Below are 15656 nucleotides of genomic sequence, written 5' to 3' on the forward strand. Positions count from 1 at the left end.
TTTCGTCTAGCGTTTCATCGAATCCATCTCGTCCACGTTGACGGTCTCCTTGTTGCGGTACAGCGCGATGAGGATCGCCAGCCCCACCGCCACTTCGGCTGCTGCCACCGTCATCGTGAACAGGGTGAAGATCTGCCCCGTCACGGCCGGGAACAGCCCGTACTTGGCGAACGCCACGAGGTTGATGTTGACCGCATTCAGCATCAGTTCGATGGACAGCAGCACAATGACCGCGTTTCGCTTGGTCAGCGCCCCGTACAATCCGACGCAAAACAGAATCAGGGCCACCAGCAAATAGGAGGTAATGTTTACGCTCATTCGCTGTCCCCCTCCTTTTTCGCCATGATGATCGCGCCCACCAGCGCCACCAGCAGCAGGACGGATACCAGTTCAAACGGAATGACGTACTTCGTGAAAATCTCCACGCCGAGCTGCTTGACGCTGGCCGTCTGCGCTGCGGCTCCCTCCGGCGGCGCCGTCCACACGGTCTTTTGGATGCCCCAGAACATCAGGCCGAACAGGCCGGCGACAAACACCAGGCTGAAGATGTTCTTCCAGGAACGTCCCGTCCCTTCGTCGGAAGCGTTGTGTTTGGTGAGCATGATCCCGAACAGCATCAGGATGGATATGGCGCCCGAGTATACCAGCACCTGGGCCACGCCGACAAACTCGGCCCCCAGCAGCACGAACAGGCCGGCGATGCTGATAAACGTGATCCCGAGCGAAATGACCATGTGCACCACCCGGGTGAAGCTGATCATGAAGACCGCGCCGCCGATCGTCAGAAGGGAGAGGATGAAAAAGGCCAGAAATTCGCCGGTCATGACTAATTCTCCTCCCTGACGTTGGTATTGTTGTCGTCCAGCCATTTCAGGTCCTTGTACAACTCGTCCCGGCTGTACACGGCCAGCTCGTAGTTGTTGGTCATCACGATCGCTTCCGTCGGGCACACCTCCGTACAGAGGTCGCACAGGATGCAGATTTCAAAGTTGATGTCGTAGGTGTCGATGATTTTCCCCTTTTTCTCCGGATCGGGATGGGGTTTGCCCGTCAGCTGGATGCACTCCGTCGGGCAGATGCGCGCGCACTGGTTGCAGACGATGCATTTTTCCGGCGAGAAGTGCTGAATGCCGCGAAACCGAGGCGGCATCGGAAAGGGCACGTCCGGGTAGAAATGGGTCACTTTTTTCTCGGTCAGCTTTTTAAACGTATACCCCAGGCCTTTGGCCAGTCCTAGCATGTGTGTCACCCCTCTGGACAAGATCGTGATACGGCTCGGCGTCTAGGAGAACATGCCGTTTTGGAAGGAAATCACCACGGCGGTCAGCAGGATGTTCAAGAGCGCCAGCGGCAGGAGTACTTTCCAGGCAAACGACATCAACTGGTCGACGCGCAGACGGGGGAACGTCGCACGCACCCAGAACTGGAAAAAGACGTAGAGCGAGAATTTGAGAACAAACCAGACAATTCCCGGAATGAAGGAAAGACTCGGATGAATCGGCAGCCAGCCGCCCAAAAACAGGATGGTCACCAGGGCGCCCATACCGAACATGTAGACGTATTCCGCCAGCATGAACATGGCAAAGCGGAACCCGGAGTACTCCACGTGGTAGCCGGCCACCAGCTCCGATTCGGCCTCCGGCAGGTCGAACGGCGTGCGGTTCAGCTCCGCCTGCGCCGCCACGATGAAGACCGCAAAGCCGAGAAACTGCGGCACGATATTCCACACGTCCTGCTGCGCCAACACGATATCCCGCAGGTTCATGCTGCCGGTCATCAGCACAACCCCCACCACGGACATGACCAGCGGCACTTCGTAGCTGATCATCTGCGCGGCGGAGCGCAATCCGCCGATCAGCGAATACTTGTTGTTGGAAGCCCAGCCTGCCGTGATCACGCCCAGAACGGTGATGCCGGACAAGGCGATGTAGTAGAGCAGGCCGATGCCCAGATCGGCAAAGCGAATGCTGTCCGTAAACGGCATGACGGCCAGGACGCCAAACGCGGGCGCATACGCCAGGATGGGTGCCAGCGTAAACAGCGCCTTGTCGGCGTGCTGCGGCCTCGTGTCTTCCTTCAACAGCAGTTTGGCCACGTCGGCCACCGTCTGCAGCAGACCCAGGGGACCGACGCGGTTGGGACCAATCCTCAACTGCATCCAGCCGATCACCTTGCGTTCAAAATAGATCGCGTAGGTGACGAACCCCAGCACGACGAGCAGCAGCGCCACCGCCGCCAGAGCGAACCAGAGCGCGGTGCCCCATGAGGGCGTTTGTTGCAACAGATCGCTCATCAGCAGTCAACCTCCCCGAGCACGATGTCGATGCTGCCCAGGACGGCCACCATGTTGGCGATGTTTTCGCCCTCCAACAGCTTGGGCAGGATCTGCAGATTGTGGAACGACGGGCGGCGGAACTTCAGGCGCCACGGCTTATCCTTGCCGGTGCTGGCGATGTAGCAGCCGATCTCCCCACGCGGCGACTCGATCCGCACGTACGCCTCGCCCGCAGGCGGACGAATGACGCGGGGCACTTTGCCCATGACTTCTCCCTCGCTGGGAAATTGATCGAGCGCCTGCTCAAGAATGCGCAGCGACTGTTCGATCTCCGCCATCCGCAAGTGATAACGCGCCAGGCAGTCGCCTTCGGTAGCCGTCGGCACGTCAAATTCGAAACGGTCGTAGATGCAGTACGGCTCGTCTTTGCGCAGGTCCCACTTCACCCCGGTGGACCGCAGCATCACGCCGGAAAGCGAGTAATCCAGCGCGGTCTTCTGGTCGAATTTGCCGATTCCCCGCAGACGGTTGATGAAAATCTCGTTGCCAGTCACCAATTTGTGGTAATTGTTCAATTCCTTTTTCATGTATTGGACAAACTCTTTTACCTTGTCGATCCAGCCCGGCGGCGCATCCCACTTCACGCCGCCGATGCGCATGTAGTTGAACGTCATTCGCGCTCCGCACAGCTCATTGAACAAATCCAGGATGCTTTCCCGGTCGCGGAAGGCGTACAGGAACGGTCCCATCGCCCCGATGTCCAACAGGTACGTCCCCCACCAGACCAGGTGGCTGGCCACGCGGTTCAGCTCCATCGCGATCAGCCGCAGGAATTGGGCCCTCTCCGGCACTTCCACGCCCATCATCGTCTCGACGGCGTGACAAAGGACGTAGTTGTTGGTCATGGCCGAGACGTAGTCCATCCGGTCGGTATAGGGAATGATCTGCGTATACGTCAGGTTTTCCGCCAGCTTTTCCGTCCCCCGGTGGAGATAGCCCATCACGGGAGTCGCTTCCTTGATGGTCTCCCCGTCAATCTTGACGACCAGGCGCAATACGCCGTGGGTACTGGGGTGCTGCGGTCCGACGTTGAGGAGCATTTCTTCCGTCCGGATGCCCGACTCAGGAGATGTCGTGGCATTCGTCAATAGGATGTCGCGGTTCATCTGCTACACCTCCTCGTCGTACTGCACGTAATCTTTTCTCAGCGGATAGCCGACCCACTCGTCCGGCAGCAAAATTCGACGCAATTCGGTATGTCCCGGGAAATAAATGCCCAATAGGTCGAATGTTTCCCGTTCGCTCCAATCGGCACCGCGCCAGATGTCCATAACAGACGGGACACTCGGTTGTTCGCGGTTGGTTTTGACCTTTACCGCCAGGCTCTGCCGATTTTTGTAGGAATAGAAATGATAGTACACTTCCATGCGGTCTTCGTAATCGACGCCGTGCAGATCGGACAGGTAGTCGAACGCCAGCGACTCGTCTTCTTTCAGGAACCGGGCCACTTCATGCCAGCGCTCGTTTTTCACCACCAGCGTCGGAACGTCTTTGGACAGCTCGTTGATATAGGCTGCTTCCAGCACGTCCGCACCGAATGTTTCGGAAATACGGGCCACGTATTTGTCCAGATACGGCTGATTTTTGGAAGGCGGTTTGGGTGCTTCCGCTGTCTCGTCCGCTCCTGCCGCCCCGCCGGCCTTTGCTTTCGCCGCTGCGGCTGCTGCCGCCGCTGCTTTTGCCTTTGCAGCCGCTGCCGCTTTCGCCTTCGCGTCGGCGTCGCCGCCCGTCGTCTCCCCTGCTCCGCCAGCCTCTGCCGCTTCTCGCGCGGCCTTTGCCTTCGCCGCTGCGGCTGCTGCGGCCGCTGCTTTTGCCTTTGCCGCCGCTGCCGCTTTCGCTTTCGCGTCGGCGTCGCCGCCTGTCGTCTCCCCTGCTCCGCCAGCCTCTGCCGCTTCTCGCGCGGCCTTTGCCTTCGCCGCTGCGGCTGCTGCGGCCGCCGCTTTTGCCTTTGCCGCCGCTGCCGCTTTCGCCTTCGCGTCGGCGTCTCCGCCTGTCGTCTCCCCTGCTCCGCCAGCCTCTGCCGCTTCACGCGCGGCCTTTGCCTTCGCCGCTGCGGCTGCTGCGGCCGCCGCCTTTGCCTTGGCCGCCGCTGCCGCTTTCGCCTTCGCGTCGGCATCGTCGCCTGTCGTCTCCCCTGCTCCGCCGGCCTCTGCCGCTTCACGCGCGGCCTTTGCCTTCGCCGCTGCGGCTGCTGCCGCCGCTGCTTTTGCTTTCGCCTTTTCCTCCGGCGTCATTTCCGAGACGGGCTTGGACGCGGCTGGCTGAGCTTCAGGCGTTTCGCCGCCTGCGGCCTGCGCATCCGAAGGGGCTGCCGCTGTTTGCTCTGTCCCCTCCGCCTGCTGTTCTTTCGCTTTTCGCAATGCCTCCGCCTTGGCACGGGCCTCTGCCGCAGCCTTCGCTTTTTCTTCCGGCGTCGGTTTGCGCTTTTCGTCGCTCATTGGCTGGTCACCCGCTTTCCGGTCTTCGCCTCGTAGCGAATCTTCTCCTGCAGCTTGTTAATGCCGTAAATCAGCGCTGCGGGGTTGGGCGGACAGCCCGGAATGTACACATCGACGGGCACGATCTGGTCTACGCCTTTCACCACGCTGTACGACCTCACGTACGGCCCGCCGGCCGTGGCACAGGAGCCCATGGCGATGACCCATTTGGGTTCCGGCATTTGGTCGTACAATCTGCGCAGCAGCGGCGCCATTTTTTTGGTCACCGTGCCGGCCACGATCATCACGTCGGACTGCCGCGGGGAGGCACGGAAAATGACGCCAAAGCGGTCAAGGTCGTATCGGGAGCCGCCGGTTCCCATCATCTCGATGGCACAGCAGGCCAACCCAAACGTCAGCGGCCAGAGGGAATTGCTCCTCACCCACCCCTTGATCGTTTCCAGCGTCGTAAACATGACGTTGCGATTCAGTTCTTCCTGCAGTTCAGGCGCGATGCTCGTGAGATCTAGTTCCATTCCAGCACCTTCTTTCTCCAAGCGTAGATCAATCCAACCACCAGCAAGGTAATAAAAATCACCATCTCCACCAGGGCAAACAGGCCCAACTGGTTATAGGCGACCGCCCATGGATAGAGAAAGAGGGTTTCCACATCGAAAATGACAAACAGCAGGGCGAAGATGTAGTACTTGACGTTGAAGCGCACCCAACTGTCCCCAACGGGAATGTTACCGCTTTCATAGGTGGCTTGCTTTTCCGGCGTCGGCTTCTTGGGACGCAGCAGCGGTCCGATGATGCTCACGGTTGCCACCGGCAGCAGCACCCCAAGGATCAGGAAAATCGCCACAATCACGTAATTGTTGGTGTAGACCTCACTCACCGTCGTTCCCTCCGCTCTGTGAAAAATATGAAAAATTTCGAACGAGATGCCGATTCAGCGACGCTGGTCTTTTTTCGTGCAGCATCCGGAAGCAGGTCACGCTGTTGAACCAATCTGACACTGTTAGAAAAAAATACCTCCATCATTATAGCAAATCGCCAAACGGGTGTCTAACGAAAGCCTCCCTCCCCTTACAATAAAAGGAAAAAACTTAGGGAATCGTCCCTAAGTTTTTCCAATCCACAAGAATCCGGTTTTATTGAACATTCGAGGAGAACTCCTGCCCGAGGAAATCCTCGTAGATGCGCTCCCATACGACCGTGAAGGTCATCGGCTGGTCGTCCGGAATCTCCAGCAAGTTGTCAATCGGCTCTTCCATATACGGCGTCAGCTTGATCAGCACTTCGGTCAGCATCGCGTCATTGGTGTTCAGCATCTCTTTCAGTTCTGCCTTGGTGTAGGTAAAGGTGTTTTCCTCGTGCTCATGCAGCTTCAACACCAAACGGCTGAACATCGGATGGACCAATGCCTCCAGCTTGATGTGTGTCAGGGCAAACTGTTCCGCCTCGGTCAGTTGGAACAAATCCATCGTGTCCGGGAACGGATAAACGGGGATGTCCCACACGTCGCCCTTGTCCAGAACCAGCCCCCACTTGGTCAGCAGTTCAATGGCCTCCTCGCGGGATGTCGGGTACTGATAGCCGGAGCGCTCCAGGAACTCCTTGTGTTTCTCCACGTGCGCCACGTAGGCGTTGTAGTCTTCTTCCGACTTGAACTTTTCCTTCTTCGGCGTGGAAAACACGTGCTGCAGTCCTTTAAAGCCGTCCAACTGCTTCTTCATTTCTTCCTTGCTTTCGCATTTGGTTACCACGTAGCACAGCGCTTGAAACAGGACGTTCATGTCATGAGACAGCACGTTGTACCAGCCGTTTGCCGTATATCCGCTGGGAATGACTACGCCTGTTTGGTTATTGCGAATATCGCGAATGGTTTGCATGACTTACACTCTCCTTCTTTCCGATCGCCAGTGCCGTCCCGCCCCTTCGCCTTTCCGGGCAAACGGCACGCCTCGGCAGAGCATTAGGTTTATTATAACGGAAACCGCAGGTCAGTACCAACTGGAAAAAAATCGTCCCGCTACAGGAAAAATCCCCGCAGCCGGGTGGCGCGGGGATGTTTGCTTACTGGTTGTTGGTCACATCGAGACGAGCCATGGCGCGCTGCAGGGCGCGTTCGGCACGGCGAATGTCGAGGTCCGGATGTTTGTCGATCAAACGCTTTTCGGCGCGTTCTTTCGCCGCCTTGGCGCGCTCCACGTCAATGTCCTCCGGAAGTTCTGCCGTCTCGGCCAGAATTGTTACCTTGTCGCCGCGAACTTCCATGAACCCGCCGCTTACGGCCATGCGAATCTCTTTCTCGCCTTCTGTCTTGATCCGAACAGGCGCTATTTTCAGCGGGGTTACCAGCGGCATGTGGTTCGGCAAAATACCGAGATCCCCCTGCACGCCTCGGGCAATGACCATGCTGGCTTCGCCGCTGTAGACAACCCGTTCAGGAGTTACGACTTCCACTGTCATCTTGCTCACTTACTGGTCTCCCCTTTCCAGGGTGTCTTACGCCATGGTCTTCGCTTTCTCAACCGCTTCCTCAATCGTACCAACGTAGAGGAATGCCGCCTCAGGCAGATCGTCGTGCTTGCCTTCCAGGATTTCCTTGAAGCTGCGGACCGTTTCCTTGAGCGGGACGTATTTGCCCGGGAAGCCGGTAAACTGCTCGGCAACGTGGAACGGCTGGGACAGGAAGCGCTGGATGCGGCGGGCGCGGGCTACGATCAGCTTGTCTTCGTCGCTCAGCTCGTCCATACCCAGGATCGCGATAATGTCCTGCAGTTCCTTGTAGCGCTGCAGAATTTTTTGCACGCCGCGAGCCACTTCGTAGTGCTCTTGTCCGACGATGTCCGGGGACAGCGCGCGGGACGTGGATGCGAGCGGGTCAACCGCAGGGAAGATACCCAGCTCGGCGATGGAACGCTCCAGGTTGGTGGTGGCGTCCAAGTGTGCGAAGGTCGTAGCCGGAGCCGGGTCGGTGTAGTCGTCCGCCGGTACGTAGATCGCCTGGATGGACGTTACGGAACCTTTTTTCGTGGAGGTAATGCGCTCTTGCAGTTGCCCCATCTCGGTTGCCAGCGTCGGCTGGTAACCTACCGCGGACGGCATGCGGCCCAGCAGCGCGGATACCTCGGAACCCGCCTGGGTAAAGCGGAAGATGTTGTCGATGAACAGCAGCACGTCGCGGCCTTCTTCGTCGCGGAAGTACTCCGCCATGGTCAGACCGGTCAGCGCCACGCGCAGACGCGCACCCGGCGGTTCGTTCATCTGACCGAACACCATCGCGGTTTTCGGCAGAACGCCTGCGTCTTTCATCTCGTGGTACAGGTCGTTCCCTTCACGCGTGCGCTCGCCTACGCCGGCGAATACGGAGATACCGCCGTGCTCCTGCGCGATGTTGTTGATCAGCTCTTGGATGGTAACGGTTTTCCCTACGCCGGCACCGCCGAACAGACCGATCTTGCCGCCCTTGATGTACGGCGCGAGCAGGTCGATCACCTTGATCCCGGTTTCGAGAATTTCTACGGTCGTCGCTTGTTCCACAAATTCCGGCGCTTTGCGGTGGATCGGGTCACGGCGCTCCACTTCGCCCAGTTCCTTCAGGTCGATCGGTTCGCCCAGCACGTTGAATACACGGCCCAGAGTTACCTGACCAACCGGTACAGAAATCGGAGCACCGGTGTCAATCGCTTCCATGCCGCGCACAAGACCGTCGGTGGATGCCATCGCAACGGTACGTACGCGGTTGTCGCCCAGGTGAACCGCAACCTCAACGGTCAAATCAATGTCGCGCTCACCCGCGTTTTGCGCTTTGTGTTGAATCTTGATCGCATTGTAAATGGCAGGCAGGTGTCCGCGTTCAAACTCGATGTCTACAACGGGACCCATTACCTGAACCACGCGTCCTTTCGCCATCTTACTTCTTCCCTCCTGTGAAACTGATTTGGGCGTTTACCTAGACATTACGCTTGCGCATTCGCACCTGCGACGATTTCGGAGATCTCTTGGGTAATGGCCGCCTGACGGGCACGGTTGTACTCCAGCGTCAGTTTGTCGATCATGGCGGTTGCATTGTCCGTTGCGTTGCCCATCGCGGTCATGCGGGCTCCTTCCTCGGACGCCTTCGCATCCAGGAGTGCGCTGTACACGAGCGTTTCTGCATATTTCGGCAGCAGCACCGACAGCACTTCTTCGGCGGACGGTTCGTATTCGTAGTTCACCTTGCGCTGCTCCCCGCTCTCCACAGCGTTCAGCGGGAGCAGGCGGGTGACCGTCGGCACTTGCGAAATGGCACTTTGGAATTCATTGTAGCAAAGGTACAGCTCGTCGATTTTTTCGTCGGCAAACATCTGAACCGCCGCGCTGGCGATTTTCTTGATGTCGGCAAACGTCGGGTTGCCCGGCAGTCCCACGACCTCATCGATGACCGGGTAGTTGCGCTTGCGGAAAAAATCGCGCCCTTTGCGCCCCAGCACAAAGATGGCGTATTCGTCCTGCGATTTGTGCTTTTCCTTGATGGTCTGGAGCACTTTCCGAATGATGTTTCCGTTATAGCCGCCAGCCATGCCGCGGTCCGAGGTGATGACGATGTACCCGGTCTTTTTCACCGGCCGGGATTCCAGCATCGGATGTTTTACCGCAGTCGTGCCGCTCGCGATGCTGGCAATGACCTCCCGGATCTTGCGCGCGTACGGACGTGCCGCTTCCGCTTTCTCCTGGGCGCGGCGAAGTCTCGCTGCCGCCATCATCTTCATCGCCTTGGTGATTTGACGCGTATTCTTAAAGCTTTTGATACGGCCTCGAATTTCGCGTATTCCTTTAGCCACTCACTTTTCACCACCTTGGGGGTGCATGCCGAACCGCAGACGGCCGGCATGCAACAGATCTCATTCTATATCCGCTTAGCGGCTAACCGAAAAGCCTTTTTTGAACTCTTCGATCGCTGCGTTCAGTTCTTTTTCATCCGGAAGCTCTTTCGTCGTGCGAATGTGTTCCAGCAGTTGCGGCTTGTTGGAATCGAGGTAGGAGAGGAATTCCTTCTCGAAACGGCGTACATCCTCTACCGGAATATCGTCGAGATAGCCTTTGGTTGCCGTGTAGATGATGGCAACCTGCTTCTCCACCGGCATCGGATCGAATTGGTTTTGTTTCATGATTTCCATCAGGCGCTGACCGCGGGTCAAACGGGCTTGCGTCGCCTTGTCCAGGTCGGAACCGAACTGCGCAAACGCTGCCAGCTCGCGGTATTGGGCCAGCTCCAGCTTGAGCGGACCGGCTACCTTTTTCATCGCCTTGATCTGCGCCGCACCACCTACGCGGGATACGGAAAGACCCGTGTTTACCGCAGGGCGCTGACCGGCGTTGAACAGGTCGGTCTCCAGGAAGATCTGACCGTCGGTGATGGAGATCACGTTGGTCGGAATGTACGCGGAAATGTCACCCGCTTGCGTTTCGATGAACGGCAGTGCGGTCAGGGAACCGGCGCCCATCTCGTCGGAGAGCTTCGCAGCGCGCTCCAGCAGACGGGAGTGCAGGTAGAAGACGTCACCCGGATACGCTTCGCGGCCCGGAGGACGGCGGAGCAGGAGGGACATTTCGCGGTATGCCGCCGCTTGCTTGGACAGGTCGTCGTACACGCAGAGGACGTGCTGTCCTTTGTACATGAAGTATTCACCCATGGTTACACCTGCGTACGGAGCCAGGAACAGGAGCGGAGCCGGGTCGGACGCCGTCGCGGACACCACGATGGTGTACTCCAGGGCACCGTGCTTGCGCAGGGTTTCCACGATGTTGGCAACGGTCGATTGCTTTTGGCCGATTGCCACGTAGATACAAATCATGTTTTGGCCTTTTTGGTTGATGATGGTGTCCAGCGCCACAGCCGTTTTACCGGTTTGGCGGTCACCGATGATCAGCTCGCGCTGACCGCGGCCGATCGGAATCATCGCGTCGATCGCCTTGATACCGGTTTGCAGCGGCTCGTGAACGGATTTACGCGCCATAACTCCAGGGGCCGGGCTTTCGACCGGACGGAATTGCGTCGTGTTGATCGGGCCGAGGCCGTCGAGCGGCTGACCGAGCGGGTTTACCACGCGGCCGAGCAGCGCTTCGCCCACCGGCACCTCCATGATGCGGCCGGTGCGCTTAACGGTGTCGCCTTCTTTAATGTCGCGGAACGGACCGAGAATAACGACACCCACGTTGTCCTCTTCCAAGTTGAGTACCATGCCCATGACGCCGTTTTGGAACTCGAGCAGTTCCCCCGCCATGGCTTTTTCCAAACCGTGAACGCGTGCGATACCGTCACCGATCTGAATGACCGTGCCTACGTCCACAACTTCGATTTCAGATGTAAAATTAGCGATCCGCTCTTTGATGAGGGAGCTAATCTCTTCTGGTCTGATTGCACTCACTATTATTCACCCCATTCATCCAAACGATCTTATTGCTGATGCGCGAAGTGTTCCAGTTTCGTCTTGATGCTGCCGTCGTACAGCCGGTCGCCGATCTTGATCACGACGCCGCCCAGAATGGACGGGTCCACGACCGTTTGCACGCGCAGCTTTTTGTTCAGCTTTTGTCCGAGCTTTTCCGCCAGCTCCGCCTGTTCTTCGGCACTCAGCGGCTTGGCGCTGGTCACGGTCGCTTCGGCGATGCCGCGCGCGTCGTTGGCCATCCGCACAAAGGAGCGGTAGATGTCCACCAGTTGTCCCTCGCGTCCGTTGTCGATCAGGACGTTGAGGAAGTTGTGCGTCTCTTCGCTCACATGGCTTTTGAACAGGTCGTCGGCCAGCGATTTTTTCGCCGCACGCGCGATGTGCGGGTGGAGCAGGATCTTGCTCAGATCGGCGTTCTGTTCAATCGCGTCCACGACCGCCTTCAGATCCGCTTCAATCTGGTCGAGCTTCCCACGCTCGCTGGCTACTTCAAACAGGGCGCGAGCGTAGCGCTTGCTTACCGCGCCGCTCATAGGCGATCTCCCACTTGAGCGAGGAATTTGTCAACAGTCGCTTTTTGCGTCGCTTCATCCAGTTCTTTCTCGATGATCTTGGACGCGAGCAGAACGGACAGACCGGTCATTTGGTCGCGCAGTTCCGCTTTCGCTTTCTCCACTTCACGCGCCAGTTCCGCGCTTGCGTCCGCTTTCAGACGTTCAGCGGCAGCTTGGGCGTCAGCCACGATTTTGGCTGCTTCATCGGACGCCTGCTTCGTCGCGCGGTCGATGATCGATTTGGCTTCGAGGCGAGCTTCGTCCAGCACGCGGCGCTGTTCGGCCAACAGTGCTTCCGCTTCTTTGCGGCTGCGCTCAGCCGTGGTGATTTCGGATTCGATATGCTGACGACGCTTTTCCATGACAGCCACGATCGGGCCCATGGCAAACTTGCGAACCGCCAGCAGCAGCAGCAGGAATACGATAGCTTGGGTCAAGAGCGAGCCCCATTCGAGGGCTACGGCACCAAAGTCGAGCATTCGTTTCACTCCTTCCTTGCAAACAGGAGAATGTATCTCTACGGGTAAAGCCGTTTGTTTCCGCAAGAAAACGTGGCATCGCCGCGCACCTGGCGAGGCGAGCCGCGCAGCGACGCACAAGATGTGCGAGTGTCGGCGGTGCGCCGTACGGGACGTCGCGCTCAGCCGACACCGGTGTCAATGGGAACGCGTTCACCGCCCATTGACCAAAATAGAGGCGAAGGTCAAGCCCCCGCCTATCGTTTCGATTGTTCGCTCGCTTACAGACGACCGAAGAGGATGAAACCAATCGCAACCGCGATAATCGGAACCGCCTCGACGAGACCGAGACCGAGGAACATCAGACCCATCAGGTTACCGCGTGCTTCCGGTTGGCGAGCTACGCCTTCAATTGTACGGGAAATTACCAGGGAGTTGCCGATTGCTGCACCCAGAGCAGCCAGACCAAATACGATACCGATTGCAAGAGCCAAACCTTCCATTGTAAAAATACCTCCTTAGTGTTGTGAAAAATAAACATCTACTGCGAATTAATGTTGGTCATTCACTTGTTGAGAAATGTACACCATCGCCAGCGTGGTGAAGATAAAGGCTTGGACCGAGCCGACGAATACGGAGTAGCCCAGCCACAGGAACAGCGGAATGCTGCCGAAGATCCCCACGCTAAGCAGGAACGCGATGAGAACCTCGCCCGCGAAGATGTTACCGAATAGACGCAACGGAAGCGTCAGCGGCTTGATGATGAACTCTTCGAGGATGTGAATCGGGTTCAGGAACGTGTGCTTGAGCCAGCCGCCAAAGCTTTTCTTCATCCCCAGGTAGTGGGCGTACAGAAGAACCACCAACGCCAGCGCAAAGGTTACGCTCGGAGTGGCGGTCGGCGATTTCCACCAGCCGATGGAGGCGCCGTGGCCGTGAGGATCGTTAATCTCCTCCTCCAGCTTCGCCAGCTTTTCCTTCTTGGCCTCTTCCGTCGTGGAGAGCGTCAGCATGTCTTTGACGGTATCGCTCACATACTGCTTCTCCACAGGATCGTTGTGAATCGCCGTGTTCACGTTGAACAGAAGGCCCAACTGGTTCCCGATGAAGATGTAGAGGAACAGCGTCAGCGCCAGCGAGACAAAACCGGCGGCCTTTTTCGGCTCGATGTAGCTTTTGGTGATGCCGGTGACGAAGTCGACAATCCACTCCATCACGTTTTGCCTGCCTCCGGGAACGCCAGAGGTGAGGTTGCGGGTCATCCCGATGCAGAAGAACAGCACAATCAAGGCTGTTACCACAATCGCAATGATGGTCGAGATGTCAAACACCATGCCCAACCATTCGAATCGCAGAGAGTAATGCATGTATTTCACCCCTTTCTTCCGCGCGAATCTGTTGCACCAGCAAATCAGAACGAAAAAATGCTTGCCAACCTATCTATTTGAAGGAGCGATAAACAAAAAAGAAGCCTAAGACTTGAAAGAGGAAAAGGCCGATCAGCACGCCAGAGAGCACAAACAGGTGGGGAAAGCGGATTGTCATAAAGACGGCAAATCCGGCCACGAGAAGGCGCTGCAGCATGCCGGTTCCTTTCGGCCGCACGTTCGGATCGACAGCCATCTGGCCGATCCGCCAGGTTTTGCTGGCCAGCAGCGTGCCGCTGAGGACACTTCCGCCCATACCAAGCAGGAGGCTTTGCAAAAACATTCGATACTGAGGCAACAGGGCCCAGAGTATCGCAACCAGGGCCATACAAACAAAAGCATAGCGGAAAGCCGCTCGCATAGCCGAAGTAAACGTTTGCATGTTCAATCTCCCTACAGGTAACCGCGGACTATGCGGTAGACGCTGTACACGCCTATACCCAATCCGGCGAGCAATCCGATCATCATGAACCACGGTTTGGTGGCCAGCAGGCTGTCGACGTACCTGCCCAGATAGACGCCTGCGATGACGCAGACGGCCAGATCGGCGCCGATCAGGCTGACCAGCGTGATGGCCCGCCACGGATTATCGATTTTCGGCACTGGACCGCCCCCTTTCATACACAAGGAGAGGGCAGGTGTCAAGTGCCCCTTTGCCCTCATCCATATTAACGAAGATTTATTCCCTTTGTCAACGTGCGGCTCGTTCTGTACACAAAGCGTTCACATTTGAAAACAGCGAACGTTTTCTTACAAAAACCGCCAAGTTGTACGTCACCGGGAGCATGGAAACCGAGGTCTGTCCGCTTACAGTTTCTCGACGACGATGGCCACCCCTTGTCCGCCTCCGATGCACAGCGTCGCCAATCCATATTTTACCCCCGGGCGCTTGTGCAATTCGTGAATCAGCGTGACCAGCACGCGCGCACCGCTGGCGCCGATCGGGTGTCCGAGGGCGATCGCGCCGCCGTTTACGTTCAGTTTGTCGCGCGGGATGCCCAGCGCCTTTCCGACCGCCAGCGACTGGGCGGCGAACGCCTCGTTGGCCTCGATCAGATCGATCTCGTCCAGGGAGAGTCCCGCCTTGGCCAGCACCCGCTGCGTCGCCGGTACGGGTCCGATGCCCATGATGCTGGGGTTGACCCCGGCGCTGGCGTTGGCGACGATCCGGGCCAGCGGCTTCACGCCCAGCTCGGCCGCCTTTTCGCCCGACATGATCAACAGGGCGGCCGCTCCGTCGTTGATGCCCGACGCGTTGCCCGCGGTCACCGTTCCGTCCTTTTTGAAAGCCGGCCGCAGCTTGCCGAGCGACTCCACGGTCACGCCCGCGCGGGGAAATTCATCCACCTCAAACAGGACCGGGTCCCCTTTTTTCTGCGGAATCGGCACCGGCACGATCTCGTCGCGAAAACGCCCCTCGGCCAGGGCGCGCTGCGCTTTTTCCTGGCTCCAGGCGGCAAACTCATCCTGCTCTTCCCGGCTGATCCCGTACTCGGCACAGAGGTTTTCCGCCGTGATGCCCATGTGATAATCGTTAAACGCACACCACAAGCCGTCGCGGATCATCGAGTCGACCACCTTTTGATCGCCCATCCGGTAGCCGCTGCGGGCCCCTTCCAGCAGGTACGGGGCCTGGCTCATGTTTTCCATGCCCCCGGCCAGCACCACGTCGGCGTCGCCGCAGAGAATCGCCTGGGCGGCCAGGTGAACCGCTTTCAATCCGGAGCCGCATACCTTGTTGATCGTCATCGACGGCGTCTCCTGCGGCAGTCCCGCGCGGATCGCCGCCTGGCGCGCCGGATTTTGTCCCAATCCCGCCTGCAGCACGTTGCCCATGATCACTTCGTCCACCGCTTCCTTCGCAACGCCCGCCCGCTGCAAAGCCGCCTCCAGCACGACGGCTCCCAACTGCGGCGCGCTGACGCCGGACAGCGATCCCTGAAAACTGCCGATGGCCGTGCGCACTGCGCTGGCGATCACTACCTCTTTCTGACTCATCTGGATCACTCCTTGGAAAACAGG

At 58.2% G+C, this 15656-nt stretch carries 20 protein-coding genes; all 20 read right to left on the minus strand.

Annotated features, from left to right (window positions below; genetic code table 11):
* Positions 1-6: 6 nt before the first annotated feature.
* The 20 genes from nuoK to M516_RS0118165 all read right to left on the minus strand — a co-directional run bounded on the left by nuoK (position 7) and on the right by M516_RS0118165 (position 15632).
* A complete protein-coding gene (gene nuoK / locus M516_RS0118070; RefSeq protein WP_029100356.1) occupies positions 7-318 on the minus strand; it encodes an NADH-quinone oxidoreductase subunit NuoK in 312 nt (103 codons plus the stop codon).
* Positions 315-824 (minus strand): NADH-quinone oxidoreductase subunit J, encoded by a 510-nt coding sequence (locus tag M516_RS0118075; protein WP_029100357.1) that lies wholly within the window; start codon positions 822-824, stop codon positions 315-317. Before M516_RS0118075 ends, nuoK begins: the two co-directional genes overlap by 4 nt.
* Before the next feature lie 2 nt (positions 825-826).
* The gene (nuoI, locus tag M516_RS0118080) at positions 827-1240 is read right to left on the minus strand and encodes an NADH-quinone oxidoreductase subunit NuoI (protein WP_029100358.1); all 414 of its coding nucleotides are present in this window, start codon (positions 1238-1240) and stop codon (positions 827-829) included.
* 42 nt (positions 1241-1282) lie between these two features.
* The gene (gene nuoH, locus M516_RS0118085; protein ID WP_176703311.1) at positions 1283-2296 is read right to left on the minus strand and encodes an NADH-quinone oxidoreductase subunit NuoH; all 1014 of its coding nucleotides are present in this window, start codon (positions 2294-2296) and stop codon (positions 1283-1285) included.
* A complete protein-coding gene (locus M516_RS0118090; RefSeq protein WP_051188291.1) occupies positions 2293-3441 on the minus strand; it encodes an NADH-quinone oxidoreductase subunit D in 1149 nt (382 codons plus the stop codon). Before M516_RS0118090 ends, nuoH begins: the two co-directional genes overlap by 4 nt.
* Before the next feature lie 3 nt (positions 3442-3444).
* Entirely contained in the window at positions 3445-4773 is a 1329-nt protein-coding gene (locus tag M516_RS0118095) for an NADH-quinone oxidoreductase subunit C (protein WP_029100361.1), read from the minus strand.
* A complete protein-coding gene (locus M516_RS0118100; protein WP_029100362.1) occupies positions 4770-5288 on the minus strand; it encodes a NuoB/complex I 20 kDa subunit family protein in 519 nt (172 codons plus the stop codon). The genes M516_RS0118095 and M516_RS0118100 overlap by 4 nt, the downstream gene beginning before the upstream one ends.
* Positions 5279-5650, minus strand: a complete 372-nt coding sequence (locus M516_RS0118105) for an NADH-quinone oxidoreductase subunit A (protein WP_029100363.1) — start codon at positions 5648-5650, stop codon at positions 5279-5281. The genes M516_RS0118100 and M516_RS0118105 overlap by 10 nt, the downstream gene beginning before the upstream one ends.
* 256 nt (positions 5651-5906) lie before the next feature.
* Entirely contained in the window at positions 5907-6647 is a 741-nt protein-coding gene (locus tag M516_RS0118110; protein WP_029100364.1) for a DUF6042 family protein, read from the minus strand.
* Positions 6648-6831: 184 nt separating this feature from the next.
* Entirely contained in the window at positions 6832-7236 is a 405-nt protein-coding gene (locus tag M516_RS0118115) for a F0F1 ATP synthase subunit epsilon (protein WP_029100365.1), read from the minus strand.
* A gap of 27 nt (positions 7237-7263) precedes the next feature.
* Positions 7264-8673 carry a F0F1 ATP synthase subunit beta gene (atpD, locus tag M516_RS0118120; RefSeq protein ID WP_029100366.1) on the minus strand — a complete coding sequence of 470 codons (1410 nt, stop codon included), beginning with the start codon at positions 8671-8673 and terminating at the stop codon, positions 7264-7266.
* 47 nt (positions 8674-8720) lie between these two features.
* Positions 8721-9584 (minus strand): ATP synthase F1 subunit gamma, encoded by an 864-nt coding sequence (gene atpG, locus M516_RS0118125; RefSeq protein ID WP_029100367.1) that lies wholly within the window; start codon positions 9582-9584, stop codon positions 8721-8723.
* Positions 9585-9659: 75 nt separating this feature from the next.
* Positions 9660-11171 (minus strand): F0F1 ATP synthase subunit alpha, encoded by a 1512-nt coding sequence (gene atpA / locus M516_RS0118130; protein WP_029100368.1) that lies wholly within the window; start codon positions 11169-11171, stop codon positions 9660-9662.
* Positions 11172-11200: 29 nt separating this feature from the next.
* Positions 11201-11728: a F0F1 ATP synthase subunit delta gene (locus tag M516_RS0118135; RefSeq protein ID WP_029100369.1), complete on the minus strand. Its 528-nt coding sequence runs from the start codon at positions 11726-11728 to the stop codon at positions 11201-11203.
* Entirely contained in the window at positions 11725-12228 is a 504-nt protein-coding gene (gene atpF, locus M516_RS0118140; protein WP_029100370.1) for a F0F1 ATP synthase subunit B, read from the minus strand. The genes M516_RS0118135 and atpF overlap by 4 nt, the downstream gene beginning before the upstream one ends.
* A 260-nt stretch (positions 12229-12488) precedes the next feature.
* Positions 12489-12710, minus strand: coding sequence for a F0F1 ATP synthase subunit C (atpE, locus tag M516_RS0118145; protein WP_029100371.1), 222 nt, complete (start codon positions 12708-12710; stop codon positions 12489-12491).
* 48 nt (positions 12711-12758) lie between these two features.
* Positions 12759-13574 (minus strand): F0F1 ATP synthase subunit A, encoded by an 816-nt coding sequence (atpB, locus tag M516_RS0118150; protein ID WP_029100372.1) that lies wholly within the window; start codon positions 13572-13574, stop codon positions 12759-12761.
* A 73-nt stretch (positions 13575-13647) separates the two neighbouring features.
* Entirely contained in the window at positions 13648-14016 is a 369-nt protein-coding gene (locus M516_RS0118155; protein WP_029100373.1) for an ATP synthase subunit I, read from the minus strand.
* Between the two features lie 11 nt (positions 14017-14027).
* Positions 14028-14237 carry an AtpZ/AtpI family protein gene (locus M516_RS0118160; protein ID WP_029100374.1) on the minus strand — a complete coding sequence of 70 codons (210 nt, stop codon included), beginning with the start codon at positions 14235-14237 and terminating at the stop codon, positions 14028-14030.
* A 204-nt stretch (positions 14238-14441) separates the two neighbouring features.
* Positions 14442-15632, minus strand: a complete 1191-nt coding sequence (locus M516_RS0118165) for an acetyl-CoA C-acetyltransferase (RefSeq protein ID WP_029100375.1) — start codon at positions 15630-15632, stop codon at positions 14442-14444.
* Between the last annotated feature and the right edge of the window lie 24 nt (positions 15633-15656).

Origin of the sequence: Brevibacillus thermoruber 423 (genome assembly GCF_000454065.1) — a bacterium.
Classification (GTDB): Bacteria; Bacillota; Bacilli; order Brevibacillales; family Brevibacillaceae; genus Brevibacillus; species Brevibacillus thermoruber.

Bases quoted from the DNA above. Each gene is read 5' to 3' on its own strand.
- M516_RS0118165 (WP_029100375.1), bottom strand. From the start codon at position 15,632: ATGAGTCAGAAAGAGGTAGTGATCGCCAGCGCAGTGCGCACGGCCATC.
- M516_RS0118075 (WP_029100357.1), bottom strand. From the start codon at position 824: ATGACCGGCGAATTTCTGGCCTTTTTCATCCTCTCCCTTCTGACGATC.
- M516_RS0118155 (WP_029100373.1), bottom strand. From the start codon at position 14,016: ATGCAAACGTTTACTTCGGCTATGCGAGCGGCTTTCCGCTATGCTTTT.
- atpE (WP_029100371.1), bottom strand. From the start codon at position 12,710: ATGGAAGGTTTGGCTCTTGCAATCGGTATCGTATTTGGTCTGGCTGCT.
- M516_RS0118110 (WP_029100364.1), bottom strand. From the start codon at position 6,647: ATGCAAACCATTCGCGATATTCGCAATAACCAAACAGGCGTAGTCATT.
- atpF (WP_029100370.1), bottom strand. From the start codon at position 12,228: ATGCTCGACTTTGGTGCCGTAGCCCTCGAATGGGGCTCGCTCTTGACC.
- atpD (WP_029100366.1), bottom strand. From the start codon at position 8,673: ATGGCGAAAGGACGCGTGGTTCAGGTAATGGGTCCCGTTGTAGACATC.
- M516_RS0118095 (WP_029100361.1), bottom strand. From the start codon at position 4,773: ATGAGCGACGAAAAGCGCAAACCGACGCCGGAAGAAAAAGCGAAGGCT.
- M516_RS0118100 (WP_029100362.1), bottom strand. From the start codon at position 5,288: ATGGAACTAGATCTCACGAGCATCGCGCCTGAACTGCAGGAAGAACTG.
- M516_RS0118090 (WP_051188291.1), bottom strand. From the start codon at position 3,441: ATGAACCGCGACATCCTATTGACGAATGCCACGACATCTCCTGAGTCG.
- nuoI (WP_029100358.1), bottom strand. From the start codon at position 1,240: ATGCTAGGACTGGCCAAAGGCCTGGGGTATACGTTTAAAAAGCTGACC.
- nuoK (WP_029100356.1), bottom strand. From the start codon at position 318: ATGAGCGTAAACATTACCTCCTATTTGCTGGTGGCCCTGATTCTGTTT.
- M516_RS0118135 (WP_029100369.1), bottom strand. From the start codon at position 11,728: ATGAGCGGCGCGGTAAGCAAGCGCTACGCTCGCGCCCTGTTTGAAGTA.
- atpB (WP_029100372.1), bottom strand. From the start codon at position 13,574: ATGCATTACTCTCTGCGATTCGAATGGTTGGGCATGGTGTTTGACATC.